This is a genomic window from Burkholderia sp. APQ4-4ca (assembly GCF_057837105.1).
The window spans coordinates 319,136-342,787 of record NZ_JBYQCG010000072.1 but is presented as its reverse complement, the minus strand read 5'-3'; the positions used below and the strand labels follow the sequence as shown (position 1 = coordinate 342,787).

At 66.5% G+C, this 23,652-nt stretch carries 22 protein-coding genes, 2 pseudogenes and 1 riboswitch; of the genes and pseudogenes, 12 read left to right on the top strand and 12 right to left on the bottom strand.

The window, feature by feature from the left end:
- The first annotated feature begins 501 nt into the window (after positions 1-501).
- The gene (locus AC3IFE_RS07575) at positions 502-2,166 is read left to right on the top strand and encodes an acid phosphatase (protein WP_489190091.1); all 1,665 of its coding nucleotides are present in this window, start codon (positions 502-504) and stop codon (positions 2,164-2,166) included.
- A gap of 211 nt (positions 2,167-2,377) precedes the next feature.
- On the opposite strand, the gene AC3IFE_RS07570 is transcribed toward AC3IFE_RS07575, so the two are convergent.
- Entirely contained in the window at positions 2,378-4,243 is a 1,866-nt protein-coding gene (locus tag AC3IFE_RS07570) for a phosphoenolpyruvate carboxykinase (GTP) (RefSeq protein WP_489190090.1), read from the bottom strand.
- A gap of 582 nt (positions 4,244-4,825) precedes the next feature.
- Between AC3IFE_RS07570 and AC3IFE_RS07565 the strand changes: the two genes are divergently transcribed.
- Entirely contained in the window at positions 4,826-5,023 is a 198-nt protein-coding gene (locus AC3IFE_RS07565) for a hypothetical protein (protein ID WP_489190089.1), read from the top strand.
- A gap of 30 nt (positions 5,024-5,053) precedes the next feature.
- Here AC3IFE_RS07565 and AC3IFE_RS07560 read toward each other — a convergent pair whose 3' ends face one another.
- A complete protein-coding gene (locus AC3IFE_RS07560; protein WP_069617879.1) occupies positions 5,054-6,640 on the bottom strand; it encodes an isocitrate lyase in 1,587 nt (528 codons plus the stop codon).
- Between the two features lie 403 nt (positions 6,641-7,043).
- On the opposite strand from AC3IFE_RS07560, the gene AC3IFE_RS07555 reads away from it, so the two are divergent.
- From AC3IFE_RS07555 to AC3IFE_RS07525, 7 genes are all read left to right on the top strand, one after another.
- Entirely contained in the window at positions 7,044-7,565 is a 522-nt protein-coding gene (locus AC3IFE_RS07555) for a YbaK/prolyl-tRNA synthetase associated domain-containing protein (protein ID WP_089469876.1), read from the top strand.
- Positions 7,562-8,200 (top strand): helix-turn-helix transcriptional regulator, encoded by a 639-nt coding sequence (locus AC3IFE_RS07550; protein ID WP_089469877.1) that lies wholly within the window; start codon positions 7,562-7,564, stop codon positions 8,198-8,200. The genes AC3IFE_RS07555 and AC3IFE_RS07550 overlap by 4 nt, the downstream gene beginning before the upstream one ends.
- Before the next feature lie 52 nt (positions 8,201-8,252).
- Positions 8,253-9,227 carry a threo-3-hydroxy-L-aspartate ammonia-lyase gene (locus AC3IFE_RS07545; protein WP_301737763.1) on the top strand — a complete coding sequence of 325 codons (975 nt, stop codon included), beginning with the start codon at positions 8,253-8,255 and terminating at the stop codon, positions 9,225-9,227.
- A gap of 231 nt (positions 9,228-9,458) precedes the next feature.
- Positions 9,459-9,651, top strand: a riboswitch (cobalamin riboswitch).
- 217 nt (positions 9,652-9,868) lie between these two features.
- Positions 9,869-11,797: a TonB-dependent receptor domain-containing protein gene (locus tag AC3IFE_RS07540; RefSeq protein WP_489190088.1), complete on the top strand. Its 1,929-nt coding sequence runs from the start codon at positions 9,869-9,871 to the stop codon at positions 11,795-11,797.
- 127 nt (positions 11,798-11,924) lie between these two features.
- Positions 11,925-12,476: a TetR/AcrR family transcriptional regulator gene (locus AC3IFE_RS07535; RefSeq protein WP_489190087.1), complete on the top strand. Its 552-nt coding sequence runs from the start codon at positions 11,925-11,927 to the stop codon at positions 12,474-12,476.
- 22 nt (positions 12,477-12,498) lie between these two features.
- Complete coding sequence (locus AC3IFE_RS07530; RefSeq protein WP_489190085.1) at positions 12,499-13,500, top strand: alpha/beta hydrolase; 1,002 nt, start codon at positions 12,499-12,501, stop codon at positions 13,498-13,500.
- Between the two features lie 7 nt (positions 13,501-13,507).
- On the top strand, positions 13,508-13,927 hold the full coding sequence (locus tag AC3IFE_RS07525; RefSeq protein WP_489190084.1) for a DUF6331 family protein: 420 nt from the start codon (positions 13,508-13,510) through the stop codon (positions 13,925-13,927).
- Here the strand turns inward: AC3IFE_RS07525 and AC3IFE_RS07520 are convergent.
- Complete coding sequence (locus AC3IFE_RS07520; protein WP_489190083.1) at positions 13,924-14,556, bottom strand: LysE family translocator; 633 nt, start codon at positions 14,554-14,556, stop codon at positions 13,924-13,926. The two genes, AC3IFE_RS07525 and AC3IFE_RS07520, sit on opposite strands and share 4 nt — an antisense overlap.
- A gap of 116 nt (positions 14,557-14,672) precedes the next feature.
- Between AC3IFE_RS07520 and AC3IFE_RS07515 the strand changes: the two genes are divergently transcribed.
- Positions 14,673-15,134 carry an Lrp/AsnC family transcriptional regulator gene (locus AC3IFE_RS07515; RefSeq protein WP_089469884.1) on the top strand — a complete coding sequence of 154 codons (462 nt, stop codon included), beginning with the start codon at positions 14,673-14,675 and terminating at the stop codon, positions 15,132-15,134.
- Between the two features lie 112 nt (positions 15,135-15,246).
- On the opposite strand, the gene AC3IFE_RS07510 is transcribed toward AC3IFE_RS07515, so the two are convergent.
- The 6 genes and pseudogenes from AC3IFE_RS07510 to AC3IFE_RS07485 form a co-directional block, all read right to left on the bottom strand.
- Positions 15,247-16,302: a collagen-like triple helix repeat-containing protein gene (locus AC3IFE_RS07510; RefSeq protein WP_489190081.1), complete on the bottom strand. Its 1,056-nt coding sequence runs from the start codon at positions 16,300-16,302 to the stop codon at positions 15,247-15,249.
- A gap of 252 nt (positions 16,303-16,554) precedes the next feature.
- A pseudogene (locus AC3IFE_RS07505) lies at positions 16,555-16,901 on the bottom strand (copper-binding protein).
- 53 nt (positions 16,902-16,954) lie between these two features.
- The gene (locus AC3IFE_RS07500) at positions 16,955-17,746 is read right to left on the bottom strand and encodes a DUF2182 domain-containing protein (protein WP_489190080.1); all 792 of its coding nucleotides are present in this window, start codon (positions 17,744-17,746) and stop codon (positions 16,955-16,957) included.
- On the bottom strand, positions 17,743-18,387 hold the full coding sequence (locus tag AC3IFE_RS07495; RefSeq protein ID WP_089469889.1) for a DUF1326 domain-containing protein: 645 nt from the start codon (positions 18,385-18,387) through the stop codon (positions 17,743-17,745). Before AC3IFE_RS07495 ends, AC3IFE_RS07500 begins: the two co-directional genes overlap by 4 nt.
- Before the next feature lie 168 nt (positions 18,388-18,555).
- Positions 18,556-18,855, bottom strand: a complete 300-nt coding sequence (locus AC3IFE_RS07490; RefSeq protein WP_089469890.1) for a hypothetical protein — start codon at positions 18,853-18,855, stop codon at positions 18,556-18,558.
- Between the two features lie 221 nt (positions 18,856-19,076).
- On the bottom strand, positions 19,077-19,325 hold the full coding sequence (locus AC3IFE_RS07485; RefSeq protein WP_301737758.1) for a hypothetical protein: 249 nt from the start codon (positions 19,323-19,325) through the stop codon (positions 19,077-19,079).
- A 435-nt stretch (positions 19,326-19,760) separates the two neighbouring features.
- Here AC3IFE_RS07485 and AC3IFE_RS07480 point away from each other — a divergent pair.
- Positions 19,761-20,134: pseudogene (locus tag AC3IFE_RS07480) on the top strand (MFS transporter); the annotation flags it as partial.
- 72 nt (positions 20,135-20,206) lie between these two features.
- Here the strand turns inward: AC3IFE_RS07480 and AC3IFE_RS07475 are convergent.
- Together AC3IFE_RS07475 and AC3IFE_RS07470 are read right to left on the bottom strand one after the other, a co-directional pair.
- Positions 20,207-20,455 (bottom strand): hypothetical protein, encoded by a 249-nt coding sequence (locus AC3IFE_RS07475; protein WP_089469893.1) that lies wholly within the window; start codon positions 20,453-20,455, stop codon positions 20,207-20,209.
- Positions 20,452-21,717: an alkaline phosphatase family protein gene (locus AC3IFE_RS07470; protein WP_489190079.1), complete on the bottom strand. Its 1,266-nt coding sequence runs from the start codon at positions 21,715-21,717 to the stop codon at positions 20,452-20,454. Before AC3IFE_RS07470 ends, AC3IFE_RS07475 begins: the two co-directional genes overlap by 4 nt.
- A 285-nt stretch (positions 21,718-22,002) precedes the next feature.
- Here AC3IFE_RS07470 and AC3IFE_RS07465 point away from each other — a divergent pair, with 285 nt between their 5' ends.
- Positions 22,003-22,809: an alpha/beta fold hydrolase gene (locus tag AC3IFE_RS07465; RefSeq protein WP_489190078.1), complete on the top strand. Its 807-nt coding sequence runs from the start codon at positions 22,003-22,005 to the stop codon at positions 22,807-22,809.
- A 168-nt stretch (positions 22,810-22,977) separates the two neighbouring features.
- Here the strand turns inward: AC3IFE_RS07465 and infA are convergent, their stop codons facing one another.
- On the bottom strand, positions 22,978-23,241 hold the full coding sequence (infA, locus tag AC3IFE_RS07460) for a translation initiation factor IF-1 (RefSeq protein WP_006483034.1): 264 nt from the start codon (positions 23,239-23,241) through the stop codon (positions 22,978-22,980).
- Between the last annotated feature and the right edge of the window lie 411 nt (positions 23,242-23,652).

The window sequence follows — 23,652 nt, the reverse complement described above, 5'->3', positions numbered from 1 at the left end:
AGCACGATGTCGTTCGACTGGTTCGTGCGCGCCGCGCATGGCGACGCCGTGGCGGGAAAACCGTAAAGAAGGCGTGCGGCGTCGGGATATCGGCGCGCGCAGGTCGCCGGCCCACGCGGCGGCTTCAACGATCCGATTCGGGCGACCGGCCGCACGCGACGAAATCGCGCTCGACGGTGGACGCCGGCTCCGTTTCGATCGCGGCGCCGCGCGCACCGGCGTCGTCGCCCGACGAGGTCGCGGTGGCACCGCACTCGATTCCAGTCTAGTTCGCCCGCGGGCGTCTCGCATTGCTCGCCGCGCAAGCATCGAATCGTCCGACGAACGGTTTTCATCCGCCCCCTTGCCGCGTTATAGTCGCGTGCATGACATTTTTGTGACAGCCGCCTCGCACCGCCGCGCGAGGCCGGCCGTCTCATCCCGTCCCGCGTCGCGGCAGCCCGCGCGGCGCCGGCGCGCATCGAACGACAACGCCACCCGCCCACTCGAGGAACCCACGACGTGAACGACACCCCCGATCGCCCCGACGACCTTCCCGCCGATCCCGACCGCCGCCGTGTGCTCGGCGGCCTCGCCGCGCTCGGCGCCGGTGTCGCGCTCACCGGCTGCGAAACCACCGCGGGCAACGCGCCGCGTTCGGCGGCCGACCTGCGCATCGACGAAGCGTTGCGCGCGCGCGTGCGCCACATCGTCGTGATCTATGCGGAAAACCGCAGCTTCGCGAACCTGTACGGCGATTTCCCGGGTGTGCGTCATCCACTGAGCGAAGTGCGGCCCGAACACGCGCAGCAGCTCGATCGCGACGGCAAGACGCCGCTGCCGGTACTGCCGAAGATCTGGGGCGGGCTCGTGCCGCAGGCGCAGGAAGTGAACGGCAAGCGCTACGCGATCGCCGAGCACGACATCGACAAGCTGCCGAATGCGCCGTTCCGGATTTCGGACGCGCAAGGCAAGCCGCTGCCGAACGGCGTGATCACGCGCGACCTGTGGCATCGCTTCTACCAGAACCAGATGCAGATCGCGGGCGGCCGCAACAACCAGTTCGCCGCCTGGGCCGATTCGGGCGGCCTCGTGATGGGCCATTACCGCAATTCGGCCGACACGTTGCGACTGTGGAATCTCGCGCGGCAATACACGCTGTGCGACAACTTCTTCATGGCGGCCTTCGGCGGTTCGTGGATGAACCACATGTTCCTGATTTCCGCGCAGCCGCCGCTGTATCCGGACGCGCACAAGCATCCGCATGCGGCGAAACTGCTGTCGAAGGTCGAAGGCGACGATCCGGCCGGCACGCGCCTGAAGCTCGCCGACGATTCGCCCGCGTCCGCGCTCGACGGCCCACCGAAATTCGCGGTCGACGGCCCGCTCACGCCGGACGGCTACGGCGTGAACACGATGGCGCCGCCGTACCAGCCGAGCTACGTGCCGCCGCCCGATCCGGGCAACGCCGCGTATGCGGATCCGGCCGACCATCGCGTGATGCCGCCGCAGGGCTACGCGACGATCGGCGACCGCCTGTCGGAAAAGAACGTCGACTGGGCGTGGTACAGCGGCGCGTGGCAGTACGCGATCGAGCATCGAGACACGGGCACGGTGCCCGATTTCCAGTACCACCACCAGCCGTTCAACTACTTCGTGAACTACGCGCCGGGCACCGAAGCGCGCCGCAAGCACCTGCGCGATGCGGGGCTCGGCGACGAGCCGTCGACCAATCACTTCATCGCCGACATCGACGCGGGCCGCCTGCCGGCCGTCACGTTCTACAAGCCGCAGGGCAACCTGAACATGCATGCGGGCTATGCGGACATCGAATCGGGCGACCGTCACATCGCGACCGTGATCGACCATATCCGGCGCGGGCCGCAATGGGAAAACACCGTGATCGTGATGACGCACGACGAGAACGGCGGCTGGTGGGATCACGTCGCGCCGCCGGTCGGCGATCGCTGGGGCCCCGGCTCGCGGATCCCGGCGCTCGTGATCTCGCCGTTCGCGAAAAAGGGCTTCGTCGATCACACGCTGTACGACACGAACTCGATCCTGCGCTTCATCAGTCGCGTGCACGGGCTCGCGCCGCTGGACGGTGTGGTGCTGCGCAACAACGCGTTCGCCGCGCGCGGCGCGACGCCGCCGGGCGATTTGACGAACGCGCTCGATCTCGGCTGACACCCGCCGATCGCGGAAAAGGACGACGCCCCGGGCCATGCGATGAATGGCCCGGGGCGTCGTTCGTTTCAGGCCGGCGAGGCTACGCGGCGCGACGCATTGCAGCACCCGCTGCGCCCATAGCGGGCACGCGCGGCGCCCAAACGACACATCCCGCCGCCAGCAAGACATGCCGGCGGCGGGACATCACGGACGATGACGCGGCGTACCGTCAGCCGCCGAGACGCTGCTCGATCTTCTTCATCGTGTCGGTCATTTCGGCGGGCAAGCGCAGCTTCAACGTATCGAACAGCGCCGCATGCAGCTTCAGCTCCTCGCGCCATTCGCCGGCGTTCATCGACGTCACCGCATCGAACTGATCGCGCGTGAAATCGAGGCCGTCCCAGTGCAGGTCCTCATACGCAGGCGACACGCCGAACGCATGCTCGCCGCCACCGCCCGTGCCTTCGAGACGATCGAGCATCCACTTCAGCACGCGCATGTTCTCGCCGAAGCCCGGCCACACGAATTTGCCGTTCGCATCCTTGCGGAACCAGTTCACGCAATAGATCTTCGGCAGCGTCGCGCCGGCGGCTTCGAGTTGCTCGCCGATTTTGAGCCAGTGCGCGAAATAATCGCTGACGTTGTAGCCGCAGAACGGCAGCATCGCGAACGGATCGCGGCGCACGACGCCCTGCTGGCCGACGGCGGCCGCGGTCGTCTCGGAGCCCATCGTCGCGGCCATGTACACGCCTTCGACCCAGTCGCGCGCTTCGGTCACGAGCGGCACGGTGGTCGAGCGGCGGCCACCGAAGATGAACGCGTCGATCGGCACGCCGGCCGGGTTTTCCCAGTCGTCGTCGATCGACGGGCACTGCGCGGCCGGCGCGGTGAAGCGCGAATTCGGATGCGCGGCCTTGCGGCCGGTCTCCTTGCCAATCTCGGGCGTCCACGGATTGCCCTGCCAGTCCGTCAGCTTCGCGGGCGGCGTGTCGGTCAGCCCTTCCCACCACACGTCGCCGTCTTCCGTCAGCGCGACGTTCGTGAAGATCACGTTTTCCTTCAGCGTGGCGATCGCGTTCGGGTTGGTCTTCACGCCCGTGCCCGGCGCCACGCCGAAGAACCCGGCTTCCGGATTGATCGCATAGAGGCGGCCGTCGCGGCCGGGCTTCAGCCACGCGATGTCGTCGCCGATCGTCGTGACCTTCCAGCCGTCGAAGCCCTGCGGCGGGATCAGCATCGCGAAGTTGGTCTTGCCGCACGCGGACGGGAATGCGGCCGCGACGTGATACTTCCTGCCGGCCGGCGACGTCACGCCGAGGATCAGCATGTGTTCCGCGAGCCAGCCCTGATCGCGCCCCATCGTCGATGCAATGCGCAGTGCGAAGCATTTCTTGCCGAGCAGCGCGTTGCCGCCGTAGCCCGAGCCGAAACTCCAGATCTCGCGCGTTTCCGGAAAATGCACGATGTACTTGACTGGGTTGCACGGCCACGGCACGTCCTGCTGGCCGGCTTCGAGCGGATGGCCGACGCTGTGCACGCACGGCACGAAATCGCCGTCCTCGCCGAGCACGTCGTACACGTCGCGCCCCATGCGCGTCATGATCCGCATGTTCACCGCGACGTACGGGCTGTCGGACAACTCGACGCCGACGTGCGCGATCGGCGAGCCGAGCGGGCCCATCGAGAACGGCACGACGTACAGCGTGCGGCCGCGCATCGAGCCGCGGAACAGCCCGTTGAGCGTCTCGCGCATTTCCGCGGGCTCGATCCAGTTGTTGGTCGGGCCGACGTCGTCGCGCGACGCCGCGCAGATGAACGTGCGATCCTCGACGCGCGCGACGTCCGACGGATCGGATTGCGCGAGATACGAGTTCGGGCGCTTCGCCGGGTTCAGGCGCGTGAGCGTGCCCTGGTCGACCATCGCCTGGCACAGCGCGTCGTATTCTTCCTGCGACCCGTCACACCACACGATGCGCTCGGGCTCCGTGAGCGCCGCGATGCGCGATACCCAGTCGATCAGCTTGCGATGTTTGACGAAGGCCGGCGGAGCGATCAGCGGGCCATGTGTCGCTTCGGCCAAAGTGTTCTGCAACATGGGGATGTCTCCAGATTATTGGGCGGGGATGGGGATGCGGGGCGAGCCCGCGAGATGGGGAATGCGTGCGGAGCGCAGGAAGATGCGGCGCGCAGGACGGGACGCGCGAGCGGCGCGCGCGTCGATGCCGCGATGCGGGCGAGAGAAGATGAAGTCTCGTCAGAAAGTGCGAACACGAGTTTCGCCATGCAAGCAACCTGCCATACAACTCCATGCCGGCCAGCATACCATCGCCGTTATTGACGGGGCGTTGCGTTGCAACAAGAAACAACTGTGACGGCGTGCCGGCATGCGTGTTGCAGGCAGGTGCTTTTTACGGCCGCGGCCCGCCCGCTTTGGGGACGAAACAAGTGTGACGACCGCCCCGCAAGGGTTTCGCACGAACGGCAATTTCAACCTGCCGCTCGTGCGTACGAACAACGCGAACCCACGTCGTGCGAATTGGCGTTTTTGCTACTCAGGCAAACCCTGAATTAGGTTGCGTACACAAACATCCTGTTCGAATACCCGCTTCACGTCGCTGCTCAAAACGGTGCGCGCGGCAATCCGGGGTAATACGCGCACGCTGCCATCGCGCCGGCGGTGAGCGATCCGTACGCGCACGTCGATACGGTTGCGGTGAGCGAAAAATTCCCGCGCAACGCGGCCGAGATGTCGGACCCGCTGCGTGCGCCGCATCGATTCGACACGATCGACGTGCTGCCGACGAGCCAGTTTGTCGCAACAGCCTCGCGCGGATCACACGCTTCGCGCGTCGAACGAAAAAAAGCCAACCCGTGACGGGTTGGCTTTCTACCGCGGAATGACGGATTACGAGAACTGGTTCATCGTGTTGTCCTTGCCCGCCGCCTTCAGCGCCGCTTCGCCGCTGAAGTATTCCTTGTGATCGTCGCCGATGTCCGAACCCGACATGTTCTGGTGCTTCACGCACGCGATGCCCTGACGGATTTCCTTGCGCTGCACGCCGGCCACGTAACCGAGCATGCCTTGGTCGCCGAAGTATTCCTTCGCCAGGTTGTCGGTCGACAGCGCAGCCGTGTGGTACGTCGGCAGCGTGATCAGGTGGTGGAAGATGCCTGCTTCACGCGATGCATCGGCCTGGAACGTGCGGATCTTCTCGTCGGCGAGCTTGGCCAGTTCGGTTTCGTCGTATTCGACGCTCATCAGCTGCGCACGGTCGTAAGCCGACACGTCCTTGCCTTCGGCTTTCATCGCATCGTAGGCCTGCTGGCGGAAGTTCAGCGTCCAGTTGAACGACGGGCTGTTGTTGTACACCAGCTTCGCGTTCGGGATCACCTTGCGGATCTCGCTGACCATGCCGCCGATCTGCGCGATATGCGGTTTTTCGGTTTCGATCCACAGCAGGTCGGCGCCGTTTTGCAGCGACGTGATGCAGTCGAGCACGCAACGCGCCTCGCCCGTGCCGGCGCGGAACTGGAACAGGTTGCTCGGCAGGCGCTTCGGACGCAGCAGCTTGCCGTCGCGCTTGATGACGACGTCACCGTTGCCCAACTGGTCGGCCGACAGTTCTTCGCAATCGAGGAACGCGTTGTATTGATCGCCCAGGTCGCCCGGCGTGTTGGTCACGGCGATCTGCTTGGTCAGGCCCGCGCCCAGCGAATCGGTACGCGCGACGATGATGCCGTCGTCCACGCCCAGCTCCAGGAACGCGTAGCGGATCGCACGGATCTTCGCGAGGAAATCCTCGTGCGGCACCGTGACCTTGCCGTCCTGGTGGCCGCACTGCTTCTCGTCCGACACCTGGTTTTCGATCTGGATGCAGCACGCGCCCGCTTCGATGAACTGCTTGGCCAGCAGGTAGGTTGCTTCCGCGTTGCCGAAGCCGGCATCGATGTCCGCGATGATCGGCACGACGTGCGTGACGTGGTTGTCGATCTTTTGCTGGATCGCGGCCTTCGCGGCCGGGTCCTTCGCGGCATCGAGCTCGCGGAACAGGCCGCCCAGCTCACGGGCGTCGGCCTGGCGCAGGAACGTGTACAGCTCGCGGATCAGCGCGCTGACCGAGGTCTTCTCGTGCATCGACTGGTCCGGCAGCGGGCCGAATTCCGAGCGCAGCGCGGCGACCATCCAGCCGGACAGGTACAGGTAGCGGCGTTCGGTGCTGTTGAAGTGCTTCTTGATGGAGATCATCTTCTGCTGGCCGATGAAGCCGTGCCAGCAACCCAGCGACTGCGTGTACTTGGACGGATCGGCATCGTACGCGGCCATGTCGGCGCGCATGATCTTCGCGGTGTACTTCGCGATGTCCAGGCCGGTCTTGAACTTGTTCTGGGCACGCATGCGGGCCGCATACTCGGGGCTGATGGCATTCCACGCGCTGCCGTGGTTTTCCTTCAAGCCAGCCACTGCCTTGATGTCGTCTTGATATTGGGACATGTCTATCTCCTGGGAACGAAGCGCATTTGAGTAAAGGGTTCAGCGTGCCCGCCGCGTGTGACGAAGCGAACTGCATGGACTTAATAGTAATCCTGTCCGGCGCGCTTTCGGCCAAGTCTTATATAAGACATAAGATATAAATTTCCGTTATTTTTCAATGAGATAGCTGGTCGTTTTTGCGATGCAAAACACGGTTTCAAGCGGCGGTAAAACGCGGCGGCGGGAATCCGGCCTGAATCCCGCCATATGAAACGGCCTTTCGGCTGCTGAAGAATCGGCGCGATTCGAGCACACTGACGCCACGACGTCCGGCGCTCTTTGTCATACCAATGACAAAACGTCTATACTTGGACGATTCTTTGACCCGACGCCTCGACGCATCGGCCCGCCTGCCCGGAGCGACATGAACGACTCTCCCGTTTTCGACACGCTGTGCGAACTGCTGACGACGTCCGGCGCGCGTTTTCGCGTGCTCGAGCATCCGGCGGAAGGCAAATCCGACGCGATCGCCGCGCTGCGCGGCACCCGCCCCGAACAGGGCGCGAAGGCGATGCTCTGCACGTTCAAGGGTGGCGGCGACCCCGCCGCGCTCGCGGTGATCCCCGGCCATCTGAAAATCGACTTCCGCAAGGTCGCCGATGCGGTCGGCCGGCGCAAGGCGACGCTCGCGTCGCCCGACGTCGCGGCCGCCGTCACGCGCTGCGTGATGGGCGCGGTGCCGCCGTTCGTGTTCGATACGAACGTGACGCTCGTCGTCGATCCCGCGCTGGTCGAGCGCAACGCCGAAATCGCGTTCAACGCGGGCCGCCTCGATCGCTCGGTCGTGCTCGACGCGGCCGACTACGTCCGGATCGCACGCCCGCTGCTGGCCGACATCACGCGGCCGGAAACGACGGACCCACAAGCCCCCCAGGACCCCGCATGAGTACAAACCGCAAACCGCTGCTGTCGGAGCAGGCATCGCTGATCGAACAGGTGCAGCGCATCGCCGAAGGGCTCGGCGAGATGTTCGCGCCGTTCACCGAGGTCGTCGTGCACGACCTGCGCACGCCGGAGCACGCGATCCTCGCAATCCACAACAACCTGTCGGGGCGCGCGGTGGGCGATCCCGCGACCGAGCTCGGCCTCGCCCGCATCGCCGACGACGATTTCCCGCAGGTGCTCGCGAACTACCCGAACCGCTTCGCCGACGGCCGCACCGCGAAAAGCACGTCGATCGGCATCAAGGATTCGACCGGGCGCTATGTGGCCGCGCTGTGCATGAATGCCGACGTCACGCTGTTCCGCGGCTTCCAGGGCATGCTGAACCAGTTCTGCCGCACGGACGGCGAAGCCGTCGTCGAAACGCTCGACCCGGCCGGCGCGGATGCGATCCGGCAACGCATCGACACCTTCGCGACGCGCCTCGCGACGACGCCGCGCGAGCTGAAGACCGACCAGCGCCGCGAGCTGATGCAGACGCTGAAGGCCGACGGCTTCCTCGAGGTGCGCCGCGCGATGGAGATCGTGTCGCAGCATCTCGGCGTGTCGCGCGCCACCGTCTACAACGACGCGAAGTGACGCGGCGCGCCCCGCATTCCCGTCGACCGACTTTTTCCATCCTCGAGCAACCATGAACGCTTCCGCTCTCCCCACGTACGACGACGTCGCCGCCGCCGCGGCCCGGCTCGAAGGCCACGCGCACCGCACGCCGGTGATGACGTCGCGGACGATCGACGACGCGCTCGGCGCGCAGGTGTTCTTCAAGTGCGAGAACCTGCAGCGCATGGGCGCCTTCAAGTTCCGCGGCGCGTTCAACGCGCTGTCGCGCTTCAACGCGCAACAGCGACGCCACGGCGTCGTCGCGTTCTCGTCGGGCAACCATGCGCAGGCAATCGCGCTGTCGGCACGCATCCTCGGCATTCCCGCGACGATCGTGATGCCGCAGGACGCGCCGGCCGCGAAGATGGCCGCGACGCGCGGCTACGGCGGCAACGTCGTGACCTACGACCGCTACACCGAGGATCGCGAGCAGATCGGGCACGATCTCGCGGAGAAGCACGGACTCACGCTGGTGCCGCCCTACGACCACCCGGACGTGATCGCCGGCCAGGGCACCGCGGCCAAGGAACTGTTCGACGAAGTCGGCCCGCTCGACGCGGTGTTCACGCCGCTCGGCGGCGGCGGGCTGCTGTCGGGCACCGCGCTCGCCACGCGTGCGCTGTCGCCGCATGCGAAGCTGTACGGCGTCGAGCCCGAAGCCGGCAACGATGCGCAGCAATCGTTCCGGTCCGGCACGATCGTACATATCGACACGCCGCGCACGATCGCCGACGGCGCGCAGACGCAGCACCTCGGCAACCTGACGTTCCCGATCCTGCGCCGCGACGTCGACGACATCCTCACCGCGACGGACGCGGAACTCGTCGACTGCATGCGCTTCTTCGCCACGCGCATGAAAATCGTCGTCGAGCCGACCGGCTGCCTGTCGTTCGCCGCCGTGCGCCGGATGAAGGATGCGCTGCAGGGCAAGCGCGTCGGCGTGGTGATCAGCGGCGGCAACGTCGATCTCGAGAACTTCTGCGCGCTGGTGTCGGCGCCGGCCTGAGCGACGCGGCGCGCATCGATAACGGCACGCGCCCGCCGTTGGCCCTAAGAGCGACGGAACGACGGCGGCTAGTTCCGGCGCGGCGGCATGCGTGTGAATCCGGCCGTTTCCTCGGACATGAAACGCTGCCCGCCCACCTCGAACGAAAGGATTTGGAAAGCCGCCGCCGGGCAATGACGTTTTTTCGCATCCGCGCGCGGCCGGACGATTGACGTGCCCGAGCGCACGCCATTACCCTTGCGCGCTGATGGTTCCCGGAGACGGGATCAAAAGGGAACGCAGCAGGGGCAACGCCCCGAATCTGCGGCTGCCCCCGCAACTGTGAGCGGCGAATCCGTGCCACCGCATGCCACTGGGAAACCGGGAAGGCCTGCACGGATGACGACCCGCGAGCCAGGAGACCTGCCATCGACCCGAGGTCCACGCAGCCGCACCGGGCGGGGTGTCCCGATGCGCCTGGCACCGCCCCCGGCGGTCGCCCGTTGCATGGACGACCCGACCTCAGGATCCATCAGATGTCCATCGTTCCCGAATCCGCTTCCCGACCGGAAGCGTCGCACCGACGCGCCGTCGGCACCCCCAACCTGCCCGCTCTCCGCCCGCGATCGCCGTACACGTCACACACTTTGTTCCGCCGCCTCATGAACGTTCGTCACCTGCTCGCCACGTCCGCCGCCACCGCGCTGCTTTCCCCGCTCGCCCATGCCGCCGGCGACACGACGCTCGCGCAGCCCGCCGGGCCTGCGGAAGGCGCCGACCTGCCGACGATCAGCGTGACCGACACGCGGCACCTGCCCGAATCGTTCGACCGCCGTTACGCGTCGACGCAGGTGCTCACGCGCGAGGATCTCGACCGGCTGTCACCCGCCGACCCGAGCATCACGCAGGCGCTCGCGACGCTGCCGGGCGTGACCGTCACGCAGAACGGCGGGCCGGGCTCGTCCGCGTCGGTCAGCATCCGCGGTTCGTCGGCGAGCCAGGTCGCCGTGTTCATCGACGGCATCCGGATCGGCTCGCCGACCACCGGCATCGCGCCGTGGGCGGACCTGCCGACCGAAGCGTTCGAGCGCGTCGAGGTGATCTCCGGCCCGGCCGCCGCGTCGTTCGGCAACAACGCGATGGGCGGCGTCGTGCAACTCTTCACGCGCCGCGCCGCCAGCCAGCCGAACCGGACCACCGTGTCGTTCGGCGGCGGCTCGAACAAGACGTTCGACACGCAGTTCCGCACGTCGGGCACGGTGCCGTCGACCGGGCCGCTGGCCGCGCTCGGCGGGCTCACTTATTCGCTCGGGCTGCACGACTACAACACGACCGGCATCGATGCGACGCGGCCGTTCTTCTACGGCCACGAAGACGGCCGCAATCCGTATCACGCGCAGGATCTGGACGCGCGGCTCGGCTACGCGCGCGACAACTGGTCGATCTCGACGTTCGCGCTGTACCACCGCTCCGATCTGTCCTACGACAACAGCGGCTACGTCAATCGCGAACTCGATCACCAGCTGACGACCGGCGTCGCGTTCCATCTCGACATCACGCCCGATACGCAGTTCGACCAGTCGTTCGGCTATGCGAACGACCGCCAGTTCATCTACGCCGACAACCCCGCCCTCGCGACCGACCAGATCAATTCGCAGCGGATCAGCACGTCGACATCGCTGACCCATCAGGAGCACGGGTTTCACCTGTTCGGCCTGCCGCTGTCGGGCGAATCGAAGCTCGCGTACGACTTCACGCGCGAGCAGGCATTCCTGCCGGTCGACATTCCCGGCGGCGTGCCGACGCGCAACGATTCCGCGTTCTCGCTGCATCAGTCGGCGACGCTCGGCCGCGTGACGATGTTCGTCGCCGGCCGACACGAGATCATCGCCGGGCAAGCGGTGAACACCGGCAATGCCGCGCTGTCGTGGGCGATCACGCCGGTCTATACGGCGCGCATGTCGTACGGCAATGCGTTCCGCCTGCCGACCTTCAACGACCTGTACTACCCGGGCTACGGCAATCCGAACCTCAGCCCGGAACGCAGCACGTCGGTCGAGGCCGCGCTCGATGCGAACACGGCGTACGGCACGTTCACCGCGGCGATCTACGACACGCGCGTCAACAACCTGATCGCATACAACCCGGCGACGTTCTCGCCGATGAACATCGGCCGTTCGCACATTCGCGGCATCGACCTGTCGTACAAGGGAACGATCGGCCGCTCGACGCCGGTCAGCGTCGCGGTCGGCATCCTGAATCCGCAGGACGAAACGAACCAGACGTGGCTCAGCCGCCGGCCGCGCCAGACGGTCAGCCTGAACGTCGATCACACGTGGGACGAACTGAAGCTGCACGCGCTGAGCACGGGCGCGTCGCTGCTGTACGGCGGCTCGACGTTCGACGATCCGGCCAACCGGCAGTATCTGGCGTCGTACCTGACGGTGAGCCTGCGCGCGTCGTACCGGATCAATTCGCACCTGACGGTGTCGGCGTCGCTGTCGAACCTGTTCGGTCGCCAGTACATGACCGCGTACGGCTACAACACGCTCGGGCGCACCGCGTTCGGCAAGGTCAGTTATACGTTCTGACGGCGCCACGCATCGGCGCAACGCGCCACCCGGCACGCGCGCGAAATTGACATCGCGATGAAAGCTAATAGAATTAGGTTTTTAACTAATCTTCATAGCATTCGTCATGGCGCGTGCCGGCATTACCGTGGACAAACTCGTCGAAGCCGGCGCGCAGCTCGCCGATGAAACCGGCTTCGAGCAGCTTACCGGCGCTGCGCTCGCGCGGCATTTCGACGTGAAGCTGGCAAGCCTGTATTCCCATATCCCGAGCTTCGACGATCTCAAGAGCCGCATCGCGCTGTTCGCGCTGCAGGAGCTGGCCGAGCGCGCCACCGCCGCGCTGGTCGGCCGCACCGGCAAGGACGCGCTGGCGGCGCTCGCGAACGTCTATCGCGACTACGCACGGGCGCATCCGGGCCGCTTCGCCGCCGCCCGTCATCTGGTGAGCGCCGAGCGCGCCGCCGCGAGCGCGGGCGGGCAGCTCGTCAGGATGACGTCGGCGGTACTGCGCGGCTACGCGCTGCCGGATGCCGAGCACGTGCATGCGATCCGCCTGCTCGGCGGCTTCTTCATGGGCTACGTGACGCTCGAAAGCGCCGGCGGCTTCTCGCACAGCGCGCCGGATGCCGACGCGTCGTGGTCGCGCAGCCTCGATGCGCTCGACGCGATGCTGCGCCACTGGCCTTCGCCCGCATGACGCCCCGAACGGAGCCCAAGCGATGAAAGACAAACCCGACGGCGTCGTGCTGCCGAGCCGTGTCGTGCCCTTCCCCACCTCGATCAGCGACGAAGCGCGCGCCGCGCTGCAACGCCTGACCGGCGACGACGGCGTGCCGCTGAACGCGTTGCACGTGATGCCGGCCCCGGACGACATCGACGCGTGGATGCACGTGAAAGCCGGCGCCGACGCGCATTACGCGGCCGCGGTCGCGCAGCTCGCCGGCGCTTTGCGTTCGCGCGTCGAGACGATCCGCGTCGGCGCTGCCAACGTGCATGTCGCGACGCCGGAAGCCGCGGCTTCCGGCGCATGCGCAATCATCGACCTGCACGGCGGCGGGCTGATCGTGGGCGGCGGCGCCGCGTGCCGCGCCGGCGCGCAAATGCAGGCCGACCGGCTCGGCATCCGCTGCTACGGCGTCGACTACCGGATGCCGCCCGAACATCCGTACCCGGCCGCGCTCGACGACTGCATCGCGGCCTATGCCTACGTGCTGGCACATCACGCACCGGAAAACGTCGTCATCGGCGGCCGTTCGGCCGGCGGCAATCTCGCCGCGGCGATGGTGCTGCGCGCCCGCGACGAGGGCCTGCCGCTGCCGGCCGCGCTCGTGCTGCTGTCGCCGGAAGCCGACTTGACCGAATCCGGCGACAGCTTCGAGACCAACCGCCTCGTCGACGTCGTGTTGCCAGCGCCGCTGATGGCGAACAATCTGCTCTACGCGAACGGCGCCGATCTCGCGCATCCGTACCTGTCGCCGCTGTTCGGCGATTTCGCCGCCGGCTTCCCGCCGACCTTCATCCAGAGCGGCACGCGCGACCTGTTCCTGTCGAACGCCGTGCGCCTGCATCGCGCGTTGCGGCGCGCGCAGGTGCCGACCGAGCTGCACGTATTCGAAGGGATGCCGCATGGCGGGTTCATGGGCGCGCCGGAGGATATCGAGCTGAGCCACGAAATCGCGCGCTTCGTGCACGCGCACCTGCGTTTTCACGTATCGAACTGAGCCGGCGATGAACGGAAAAGCACACAAGAACGACATCGGCATCGGCCCGGATCGCTGGATCGCATGCGGCGATCTGGCCGGCGGCCACGCGCATGCGATCGACGTCGATCCGCATCTGGCGGCCGTCATGCCGTTGATCGACGCGCTGGAAACCGACTGCGTCGCAGGATGCTGCGGCATCGACGCGTTCGGTCTCTGGCCTGAGGAAATCGCTGTTGCACTGCACGCGTGGGACCCCGATGCGCTGACACGGCTCGTCGACGATCTGCGGTCGGTTCAGCTTGCGATCGAAGCACTGCCGTCCGATATCGTCGTCAGCATGCGAATCAACCAGTACTTCCGGAAAACGGTGATGCTCGAGTTGCTCGCCCATATCCGGACGACGGTCGACGCGATCCGCTCGACCCGCGCTGCCCCGCGCGCCTAGATCAAGCCACGTACGCCGGCGACGAGCTGGATCGCGCCGAATACCGCGACGACGGCCGCCGACACGCGCGACAGCACGTGCATGAACGTGAACGACAGCCTTGCGCGCAGTGCGGCGGTTGCACTGCTCAGGCACAGCCACCACGTGGCCGAGCCGACGAACACGCCGGCCACCATCCACGCGACGGTCGCCCACATCGGGCCTTCCCGCGCGCCCGGCAGCGGGCCGAGCGCCGCGAAGATCCCGACGAACGACACGATCGTCATCGGGTTCGACAGCGTGAGGCCGAACGTCGTCAGGAAATCGCGCAGGACGGTCGTACGCGGCAACTCGCGCTGCCCGGCCGGCGCGGCCGGCGCCTGGCGCGCGATGGTCCACGCGAGCCACACGAGAAACGCGCCGCCGCCGATCTTCAGGCCGACGGTCAGCATCGGGAACGCGGTGACGATGCCCGCGACGCCCAGCGCGCCGAGCAGGCCGTAAATCGCATCGGCGCACGCGGCGCCGATGCCCGTCGCGAATCCCGCCTGGAAACCGCGGCTCAGGCTGCGCTGGATGCACAGCATGCCGATCGGGCCGACCGGCACCGCGATCGACAGCCCCATCACGACGGATTTGATGAACAACATCGCCTGCTCCTTTCCACATCCCATGGCTCGAACAGGCATCGTAGGGAAAGTCCGCTTCCCGCTGAATGCGGTTTTTAAGGAAAAATGGCGGCTCTACCTTAAAAACGCCCGCCCCGATGGACGATCTGGACTGGAAGATACTCGCGCTGTTACAGGACAACGGACGCCTCAGCTATACGGAGCTCGCGCGCCAGGTTCACCTGTCGGTGCCGGCGGTGACGGAGCGCGTGAAGCGCCTTGAAGCAGCCGGCGTGGTCGAAGGTTATACCGCCCGGATCAATCCGTCCGCGGCCGGCTACCCGGTGAGCGCGCTGATCGGCATCACGGTGCAGCAACCGGCGAAGGCGAAGTTCCTCAAGCTGCTGGAGACGATTCCCGAAGTCGTCGAATGCCATCACGTGACGGGCGCGGATTCGTATGTGATGCGGTTCGTCGCCGTCAGCATGACCCATCTCGAACAGCTGATCGAACGCGTCAACCTGTACGGCGAAACGCGCACGTCGATCGTGATGTCGACGCCGCTGCCGGCGCGCGGGCTCGCGCGGCCGCCGTCGAAGCCGGGCGACACGCGCAGGTAGCGGGCCGAGGTTTCAGGATTCATTCGCCGATTCCTGCCGGGAACGGGGACGACCGAGGGCGGCCGCCCCGGTCATGCAGTCAGGTTCCCGCATGACGATCAACGCGGGCCGGCTATTTGCCGACCGCGCCGCCGAGCAGGCCACCCGCCAGCGACGTCACCGGCGCGAGCGGATTGGAAAGACCGCCCAGCGGCGAGCCGCTGCCGCTCGTAACGGCCACGGAGCCGTCGTGCACGGTCGCCGGAATGCCGCCGACCACGCTCGTCACCAGACCGGCGACCGGCACCGCGCCGTTCGCGCCGCTCGGGTTCACGAGGCCGCCCGCATTGGTCACCGTGTTGCCCGCCGCCCGAACGAGACTGCCGGCAGCGCCGACGATCGGCTGCGGCGACGTGGCCGTCACCTGCCATCCGGCCGACGTGATCGCCGCCCCGAGCTGTCCGAGCAGGCCCGCGACCGGCTGCCCGAGCCCGGTTGCGGTGCCGGCCTGCTGCGTGAGTTGACCCGCCGTCGTCACGACCGGCGTGATCGCGGTGCCGAGCGCTTGCGTCGCCTGCTGGACCGGGCCCGACGACAGCGTCGAGCCGAGCATGGCGCCGCCTGACTGCAAGCCCCCGGCCGCCGTGTCGAGCAGGCCGCCGACGGGCGTCGTGATCGGCGCGAGGGGCGACAGCGGGCCGGAGCCGAGCGCCTTCACCGTTTCGCCGAGGCCGTTGACCGGGTTGCCGATCGAGCCGACGACGGTGCCGAGGCCCGTGACCGTCCTGCCGACGGGGTCCGGCGTGAAGCCGATCTGGCCGATACCGTTGCTCACCGCGTTCGTCGTATCGCGGATGAGCGTACCGACGCCGGTGACCGTGTCGGCCGGCCCGGCCGTCGCGGCCTTGCCGACGCCGGGCAACGTCACGTCGCCGAGCGTCGAACCCGCGGCCAGCACGACGGCGCCGGCGGAACTGATGATGCCGTTCGTGCCGGGTGTGCCGCTGGTTCCGCTTGTACCGCCGATACCGCTTGTGCCGCTGGTTCCGCTTGTGCCGCTCGTACTCGTCCCGATCGTGTTACCCGCCGGCTTCGGCGCCGTAATGTCCCCGCCGCCGCACGCCGCGAGCGCACACGCAGCGGCAATGGCGACGAGCGCAACGTTCGCCTTGATGAAGTGATCTTGCATGCAAGCCCCCGTTCGCTATTCCTCGCGATCACTCCAACAAGCATCTACCGTGCCATTTCCATCGGCCTCCTTCACAGTTTCACAAGCGCCTTGCGATGGCCGTCCAGCCCGCGCCGCGGGGCAGCGCGCATCGAATGCGGATCGTACCGCCCGGCCCGTGCAGGCATTTCGATAACACTGACGTAACACCGGCCCTGCGTTACGTAGCACGATAAAAAACCGACGACGCCCCGTACACGCGCCGCATCGTCGTCACGGCCGCTTCACCAGCTTCACGATCGTCGGTGTGCCGTTGACGTTTTCCACCCGCACCCGGACCTTGTCGCCCACATGCAGCGACGGAATCATCGCCGCGTCGCCGGCCTTGAATGCCATCGTCATCGGCGGCATCCCGATGTTGTCGAGTGCGCCGTGCTTCAGTGTCACGCGCCCGCGCCGGCGTCGATTTCCTTGACTTCGGCATCGGTCAGCTTCGCATCCTGCGCCGACGTGCCCGCATCGCTTGAATGCATGCCCGACATGTCGCCGCCCGCCAGCGCCGGCAGTGCAACGACCGCCATCGCGCACGACGTGGCGACGGCACGAAAGCGGATCTTCATCGGGGGTCTCCCTTCGTGTCCGGCCTGTTCCTGCAGCCAGCCGGTGCCGCGCCTCACACGATCAACGTCACACCGGCCCAGGAAATCAGCACGACGCCGAGCACGCGGCCGATACGATCGCCGCCGGGCAGGACCTTTTCCACGAACACGAACAGCGACAACGCGACGATCCACACGACATTCATCACGCCGCCGACGAACAGCAGCGCCATCAGCAACCAGCAGCAGCCCACGCAAAGCACGCCGTGCCGCGCGCCCAACAGGAAGCTGCCCGCAACGCCCGGACGCCAGTGCGCGACCAGGAACGCCGCCGGCGCGCGGCATTGCCGCAGACACGCGCGTTTCAGCGGCGAAAATTGATAAAGCCCGGCCAACGCCAGCACGATGGCGGAAAGAAGCGCGCTCTTCGACCACAGCATCATCGCGGAGATCAGCCCGGCCGGCTGCAGCAGCGCCTGAAGCAACGCCGCGCCGATCGAGAACGCGAGCCATGCCGTCAAATAGCCGGCCAGCAGGGCCACCGACGTCAGCGCCGATCCGGCCGCCCCGTTGCCGTGCTGCCGCAGCACGCGCCGGTACAGCATCACGAGCGGCGCGGCGCCGGGCGTCATCATCGCGATCATCATCACCCACCACATCGCGATCACGGTCGGCAGAGACGGATCCATGCTGCCCATGCCGTCCGCCAGCCGATGCGGAAACAGCGCGACGGTCGTCATCTCCAGCGCCGACATGCCGGTTCCCGCGCCCGTCCACAGATAGAACCAGCACAGGCCGACGAGCGCGGCCATGCCGAGCAGCGTGACGGCGCGCTCGCGCGCGAGCCAGACGTCGAACGGAGTCATGCCGCGGCGCGATGCCGGATCAGCCCGTGGTTGTTCAGATGCAGCCGCGCGAATTGCGCATAGGTTCCGTCGAGATTCAGCGTGATGTTGCCCTGCGAGCGCCCCGTTCCCGAACCGATCTCGGCCAGCTCGTATTCGAAACCGTGCGGTAGGTCGATCCGCACACGGTGCTCGTCGCCCGTCACCGGATTGCGGATCGGTTCGCCGGTGGCATCGAACACACCGTCCACGTGAATCCGGCCGCGCCGGGCGTCGACATCGACGTCGAAATCGATCGCCGTGAAGATCGGATCGAACGCGTGTTCAAGCGTCGACGCATACACCGAGAACATCGTCGCAAATGGATCGGTATCCTGACCGGTCATGATCTTCAGCACGGCCTCGCGCTGCGCCGGACTCGCGCGCTCGTCGACGATCGGCTGGCACTTGCCCTTGCCTTCGTGAACCGCGCCCGGCCACTGAAACACCACCGCGATCCTGACGCCATCGAGCACCACGTCGCCGTAGTGGCCGCGGTCGATCGAAATCGCCCCCATCGCCTCGCAGTTACCGTTGGTCGGCAGCGCATTGAACTGACAAGGGCAACCGTATGAGCAATTGCAGCTGATCATTTCGGTTCCCTGAATTTCCCACGGCGTCATGGCTCCACCTCGCGCGCTGAAAGAAGACCAACGCTTCGAATCTAGTGCACGCGATCGGGGAAAGCAAAGCGGTAACGACAGCGTGAAAACCGTCGGCTCCGGCCTCACGTCAGACGTTTCGGGACCGGTTCGCCGGGTTGTTCCGAAAACCGTCCCGTCACGCTGTTCTCACACGATCAGCGACACGACGATCGCACACCACACCGCGCCCGCTCCGCACAGAAACACGCGTCGCGCGACGAACATTCTCGACTCGTCGTCGGGCGTTTTCATCGGAGACGTCGCGAGAAACGGCACGCTGGCGAGGCACGCGAAACCGGCCAGCGCGGGAACGATCACGACGTAGTCGCCGAACCGCCAGGGCAATGCTTCGTGCAATCCCCAGTAGCCGAGAAACAGCATGCCGATCGAGAACATCGTGGCTGCCGCCGAGCTGAGCGCGACCACCGATCCTGTTGGAAATTGCACGGGAACCTCCCCTCGCGCCGCGCGCGATGCAACGCCTGTCTCCGGCGATCGGCATGATCTCGTCCGCCGGCAGCGGAATCAGGCGTTCGTTTCGGACTCGCATGCATCGAGCGCACCGCCGCGCCTCGTCAGCGAATGCGCGTTGTCACGGATTGACGGGATTCGATCCGGTCGAGCGGTATTTCGTGCCTGTTCACCCGGGCAGCACGACCATTACGTGGCTAACCCGGTTTCTTCGTGCGCTGCGCAACGGAAATCCACCCGACCACCGCCGCGGCGACCCAGCAACAGGTGATCATCAGGTCCAGATCCATCAGGCCCTGGAAATTCGTACTGTTTTCGAAACTGCAGCGCCGATGGCCCCTGACCCACATGCAGCCGCTGATCAACTGCTGGATGTGCATGTAGATGCTGTACACGGCAACGGCCGACGCGATGACGGCGACCCGCAGGCTTATGCTCGTTTTCATTGACGCTGAAGGCATGGGATGGTCTCCCGCCGATCTTAAGCCAATGGCGACGTACCACGCAATCGACCCGGTATCGACCCGATTGACCCGCACGCGTAAAAGCCCATCGATCTCGCAATAACAACGTGGCCACCATGACGACACAGAACACGATTGCACTGATCGTCGATCCCGACGGAGGTGGGCGAATTCACGACATCGCCACGCACGCACGGCATACGCGAGTCGTGACGAGCGACACGAACGATCCTGCGATCAGGCAGATTCTGAATACGCGTCGAGCAGAGCAGAACCGAATCGAGCCGCGAAGGCGGCGTGACGTCATGCGGCGCGCGGGCATGCCGCTTGCGTGCGAGAGGTTTCCGGGCTGCTGACACCACGCTGTCGGCAGGCAACGTCCGGGCTCGATCGACCGGCACCCGAGACGCCCCGCCCGTGGCCCATACCGAAGGACAGGCCGCCCCTGGCCGGGCGCACCGTCAAACGCCGCGGCGCGACCCTGCTCACGCTGTGCGTCGCCGTACTCATGGCCCAAGTCGACACGGCCGTCGTCAATCTCGTCACGCGCGATCTGCGCCTATTTCCATGCCGGTGTCGGCGCATTGCAATGGGTCGTCGACAGCTACAACCTCACGTACGCGGTGCTGCTGACCGGCGGGCTGCCCGCCGACCTGTACGGCCGCCGCCGCGTCTTCTTGGCCGGCACGGCCGTCTTCACCATCGCGTCGCTGCTGTGCGCACTCGCGCCGTCGGTGTCGGTGCCGATCGCCGCACGCGCGCTGGCCGGCGTCGGCGCGGTCGTTCAACTGACAGGCGCGGCGGTGTCGGCCGTCAGCGTGCAGCGGGCGGCATGACGCGCCACCTGCGTGCTCGCCCTTCGCTCAACGATGCTTCCCGCCATGCTTACGCGCCCGATGCTCGGCGCGCTTATTCAACAGCACCGGCATCAGTTCCTCGATGTATTGCCGTGCCTGCCCGCGCGTGACGATCTCGCTGAAGCGCTGGTGAGCCTGTTCCTGGCCGACCAGGGCCGCATGGGCTTTCCTCAGGACATGCAGATAGGCGATCAGGCTCGTGCCGTCGCGCACGGGCAGCGCATCGCGTGCGTCCGGGGTCGGGGTGGGACTCATGTTCCGATCCTTTGTGGACAATCCGTCCGGCACGTCGTCGTGACGAGCCCGAGCAGGTCGTTGGCGAGACGATCGCGGTCGGTCAGCGGCGCGAGGCCGAACAGCCGCTCGAGCGTCGCGCCTATCGACGCGTGGTCATACGGCGTGTGATCGACGTGCCCGGCCGCGACCCACGGCGAAATCACGATCGCCGGCACGCGCACGCCATACACGTCGAAGCCGAAGCCGCTCGCATTCAACGTGGCCGGCGCGCCATCGTTAGGCGGCGGCGCAGCGCCTGGCCTGACCGAATCGTAGAAGCCGCCATGCTCGTCGTAGACGATCACGAACAGGCTGCTGTTCCACACCGGCGAATTGCGGATCGCGTTGTACACGCGCGCGGCGAGCCGGTCGCCGCCGGCCAGCCCGTCCATCGGGTGCTGCGAGCTGCCGTTCCGGTAGGTGCCGTGCACGATGTCGCCATAGCCGGGCTCGATGAACGTGTAGCGCGCGGTGTAGCCGGCCGCGAGATCGGCTTCGAAATGCGCGAGATCGTCGACGTCGAAGAAGCTGATGCCCTTCAGCGATGCGACCTGCGGCACGTGGCCGAGCGGGTCGCCCGACTGGTCCTGGTAGATGCGCCAGTGGTCGCCGCCAAGTGCATCGAAAATCGAACCCTTCGGATAGCGGAAACCGTCGAGCGTATCCCATCCGGCCATCTCCTCCCGGGTCGGCGAATGGTCGAGGCCGGCCGACGAGGCGCCATGCAGGAAGAAGCGATTCGGCCAGGTCGGCCCCGGCATCGACGCGTGCCACGCGTCGCACAGCACGAACGCATTCGCGAGCGCATACAACGACGGCGCCTGCGTGCGGATATCGGCGCCCTGCATGATCGTGCCCGCATTGTCGGCTTGCGGCGGCGAGCCCTCGGAATGCGACGTCGCGTAGTTCGACACAAAGCCGGAATTGTCGATGCCCGGATACGGCTGCCCTTTCACGAACGGCACGCCGGCGCCGCAAAGCTGTTCGAGCACGTCGGCGAATTCATGGCACGGATCGGTCGGCATCTGGTCCGGCGCGCCGCCGCCGAACGGATAGACCGCGCCGCCGTACGCGTTGCTGTCGCCCGGCGACGCGGCGACGATGTCGGCGATGCCCGACAGCGCGAACAGGTGATCGAAGGAACGGTTCTCGAGCATCAGCACGAACACGTGCCGGATGCGATCCTGAGCCGCGGGTGCGGCGGGAGCGGAAGAAGATGCGGGGGCTGCGTCTGCACTCATGGCGCCTCCTGGCGTCGCGCGACGAATGTCATGCGAGTACGATCGTCGGCCCGTTGAAAGCAGCTGCACGGCTCGAAAGCCACGTACACGGGCCGCGAATCGCCGACGAGTGTACGGCTGCGCCGGCCGGGCGTAAAGAAACATGCCGCGCATCACGAACGCATCGCGCCAGCCGTTGACTTCCGCCGGACGGCCCGATACGATCGATCCACTTTCAAGACGCCCTCCCGGTCCGCCGGGAGGGCGTTTCGTTTTGGTTCCCGGACCAAAAGGAAACGACTTGAAATGAACCTTATCGACACCCTCGCCTCCCGCCCGGCCAGCGTGCCCGGCGGCCTGGGCTACCTTCAATACGGCACGGGCCCCGAATGCGTGATGGTCCTGCACGACTGGCTTGGCGACCATACGAACTACACGGCGCTGCTGCCGTATCTGGACGAAACGGCCTTCACGTACGTATTCGTCGACCTTCGCGGCTACGGACGATCGATCCATATGAGCGGCACGTACACCGTCGGCGAGATCGCGGTCGACTGCCTCGCGCTCGCCGATCGGCTCGGCTGGCAACGTTTTCACATCATCGGCCATTCGATGACGGGCATGGCGACGCAACGCATCGCCGCCGATGCTCCCTCACGCATCAAGAGCGCGATCGCCGTATGCCCGGTGTCGGCGGCCGGCAATCGCCTGAGCGGCGACGCCCGTGCATTCTTCGCGAGCACGACCGTCGACGACGATGCATTGCGCCGGCTCGTACGGTTCGTGACGGGTGGATTGTCGGCGCGCTGGGCCGAAGTGAAGCTGCGGCAGAATCGCGAACGCGTAGCGCCCGCATGCCGGCTTTCGTATCTCGACATGCTGACCGGGGCGGATTTCGTCGACGACATCCGCGGCCTCGACACGCGCTATCTGGTCATCGTCGGCGACAAGGACCCAGGGCTCGACGAAGCGGCGATGCACGCGACGTTTCTCGCATGGCACCCGAACGCACGGCTGCTAAAAATTCCGAATTGCGGGCACTACCCGATGCAGGAATGTCCGCCGTATTTCGCGACGATCGTAGAAGATTTCCTGCGAGACGCGGCCACTTGAGCGTTGCACACGCACAGCGGCCGGAGATGACCTCGGCCGCTGCGGCGTAATGACGCCGACGGCGGCCGACGAGCGGCGCGAATCGCGCTCTCCATCCAGTGTGTCCGGCCCATGACGGGGCCGGACGGATGACGATCGGAGCCGTGTTGCGCGCCCGATCGTTACTGCTTAGCGGCGCGGTTGCCCGCTACGCGGCGGACGCGGCGAGTTCGCGTCCTTGTGCCGGAAGTTGATGCGGCCCTTGGTAAGGTCGTACACCGACAGTTCCAGCGTCACGCGATCGCCCGCGAGAATGCGGATGTGGTTCTTGCGCATGCGGCCCGACGCGTATGCGCCGACCACGACGCCGTTTTCCAGCGTGACGCGGTATTTGCTGTCCGGCAGCACTTCGTCGACGATTCCGTCCAGTTCCAGCAGTTCTTCTTTTGCCAAACCAATTCCTCCAGACAAGGTGATTGACCGCGGCCGCGGCAACTGCCCGGCGCCGCGCCCGCAAACGGGACGGCGGCCGGCAGGCGGCCGGGATCGGTTCGTTCAGACGGGCCTCGGGCCTGTCTTGCGATCGGAGCCCGGCGCGTTGCGACGTTCGGGCGGTCGGTGGCTGCGGCGCCAGCAGCGCCGCGCAAGTCGGGACCGCGCCAGCTACGGCATGGCGGCGGTCTGCTCGGGTTGATGCGTTGAAGCGGTGATGCGCTCGCGAAACGACGTGCGCTTCGCGAGGGCGTTGCGTCGCATGCGGTTCACGCATGCGATGAGGGAGGCGTCACGACCGATGCATCGTGAATGTCGCGATGCATCGGTCGTGCGCATCGGAACGCGCGGGCCGCCGTCATGCGGCGCCCC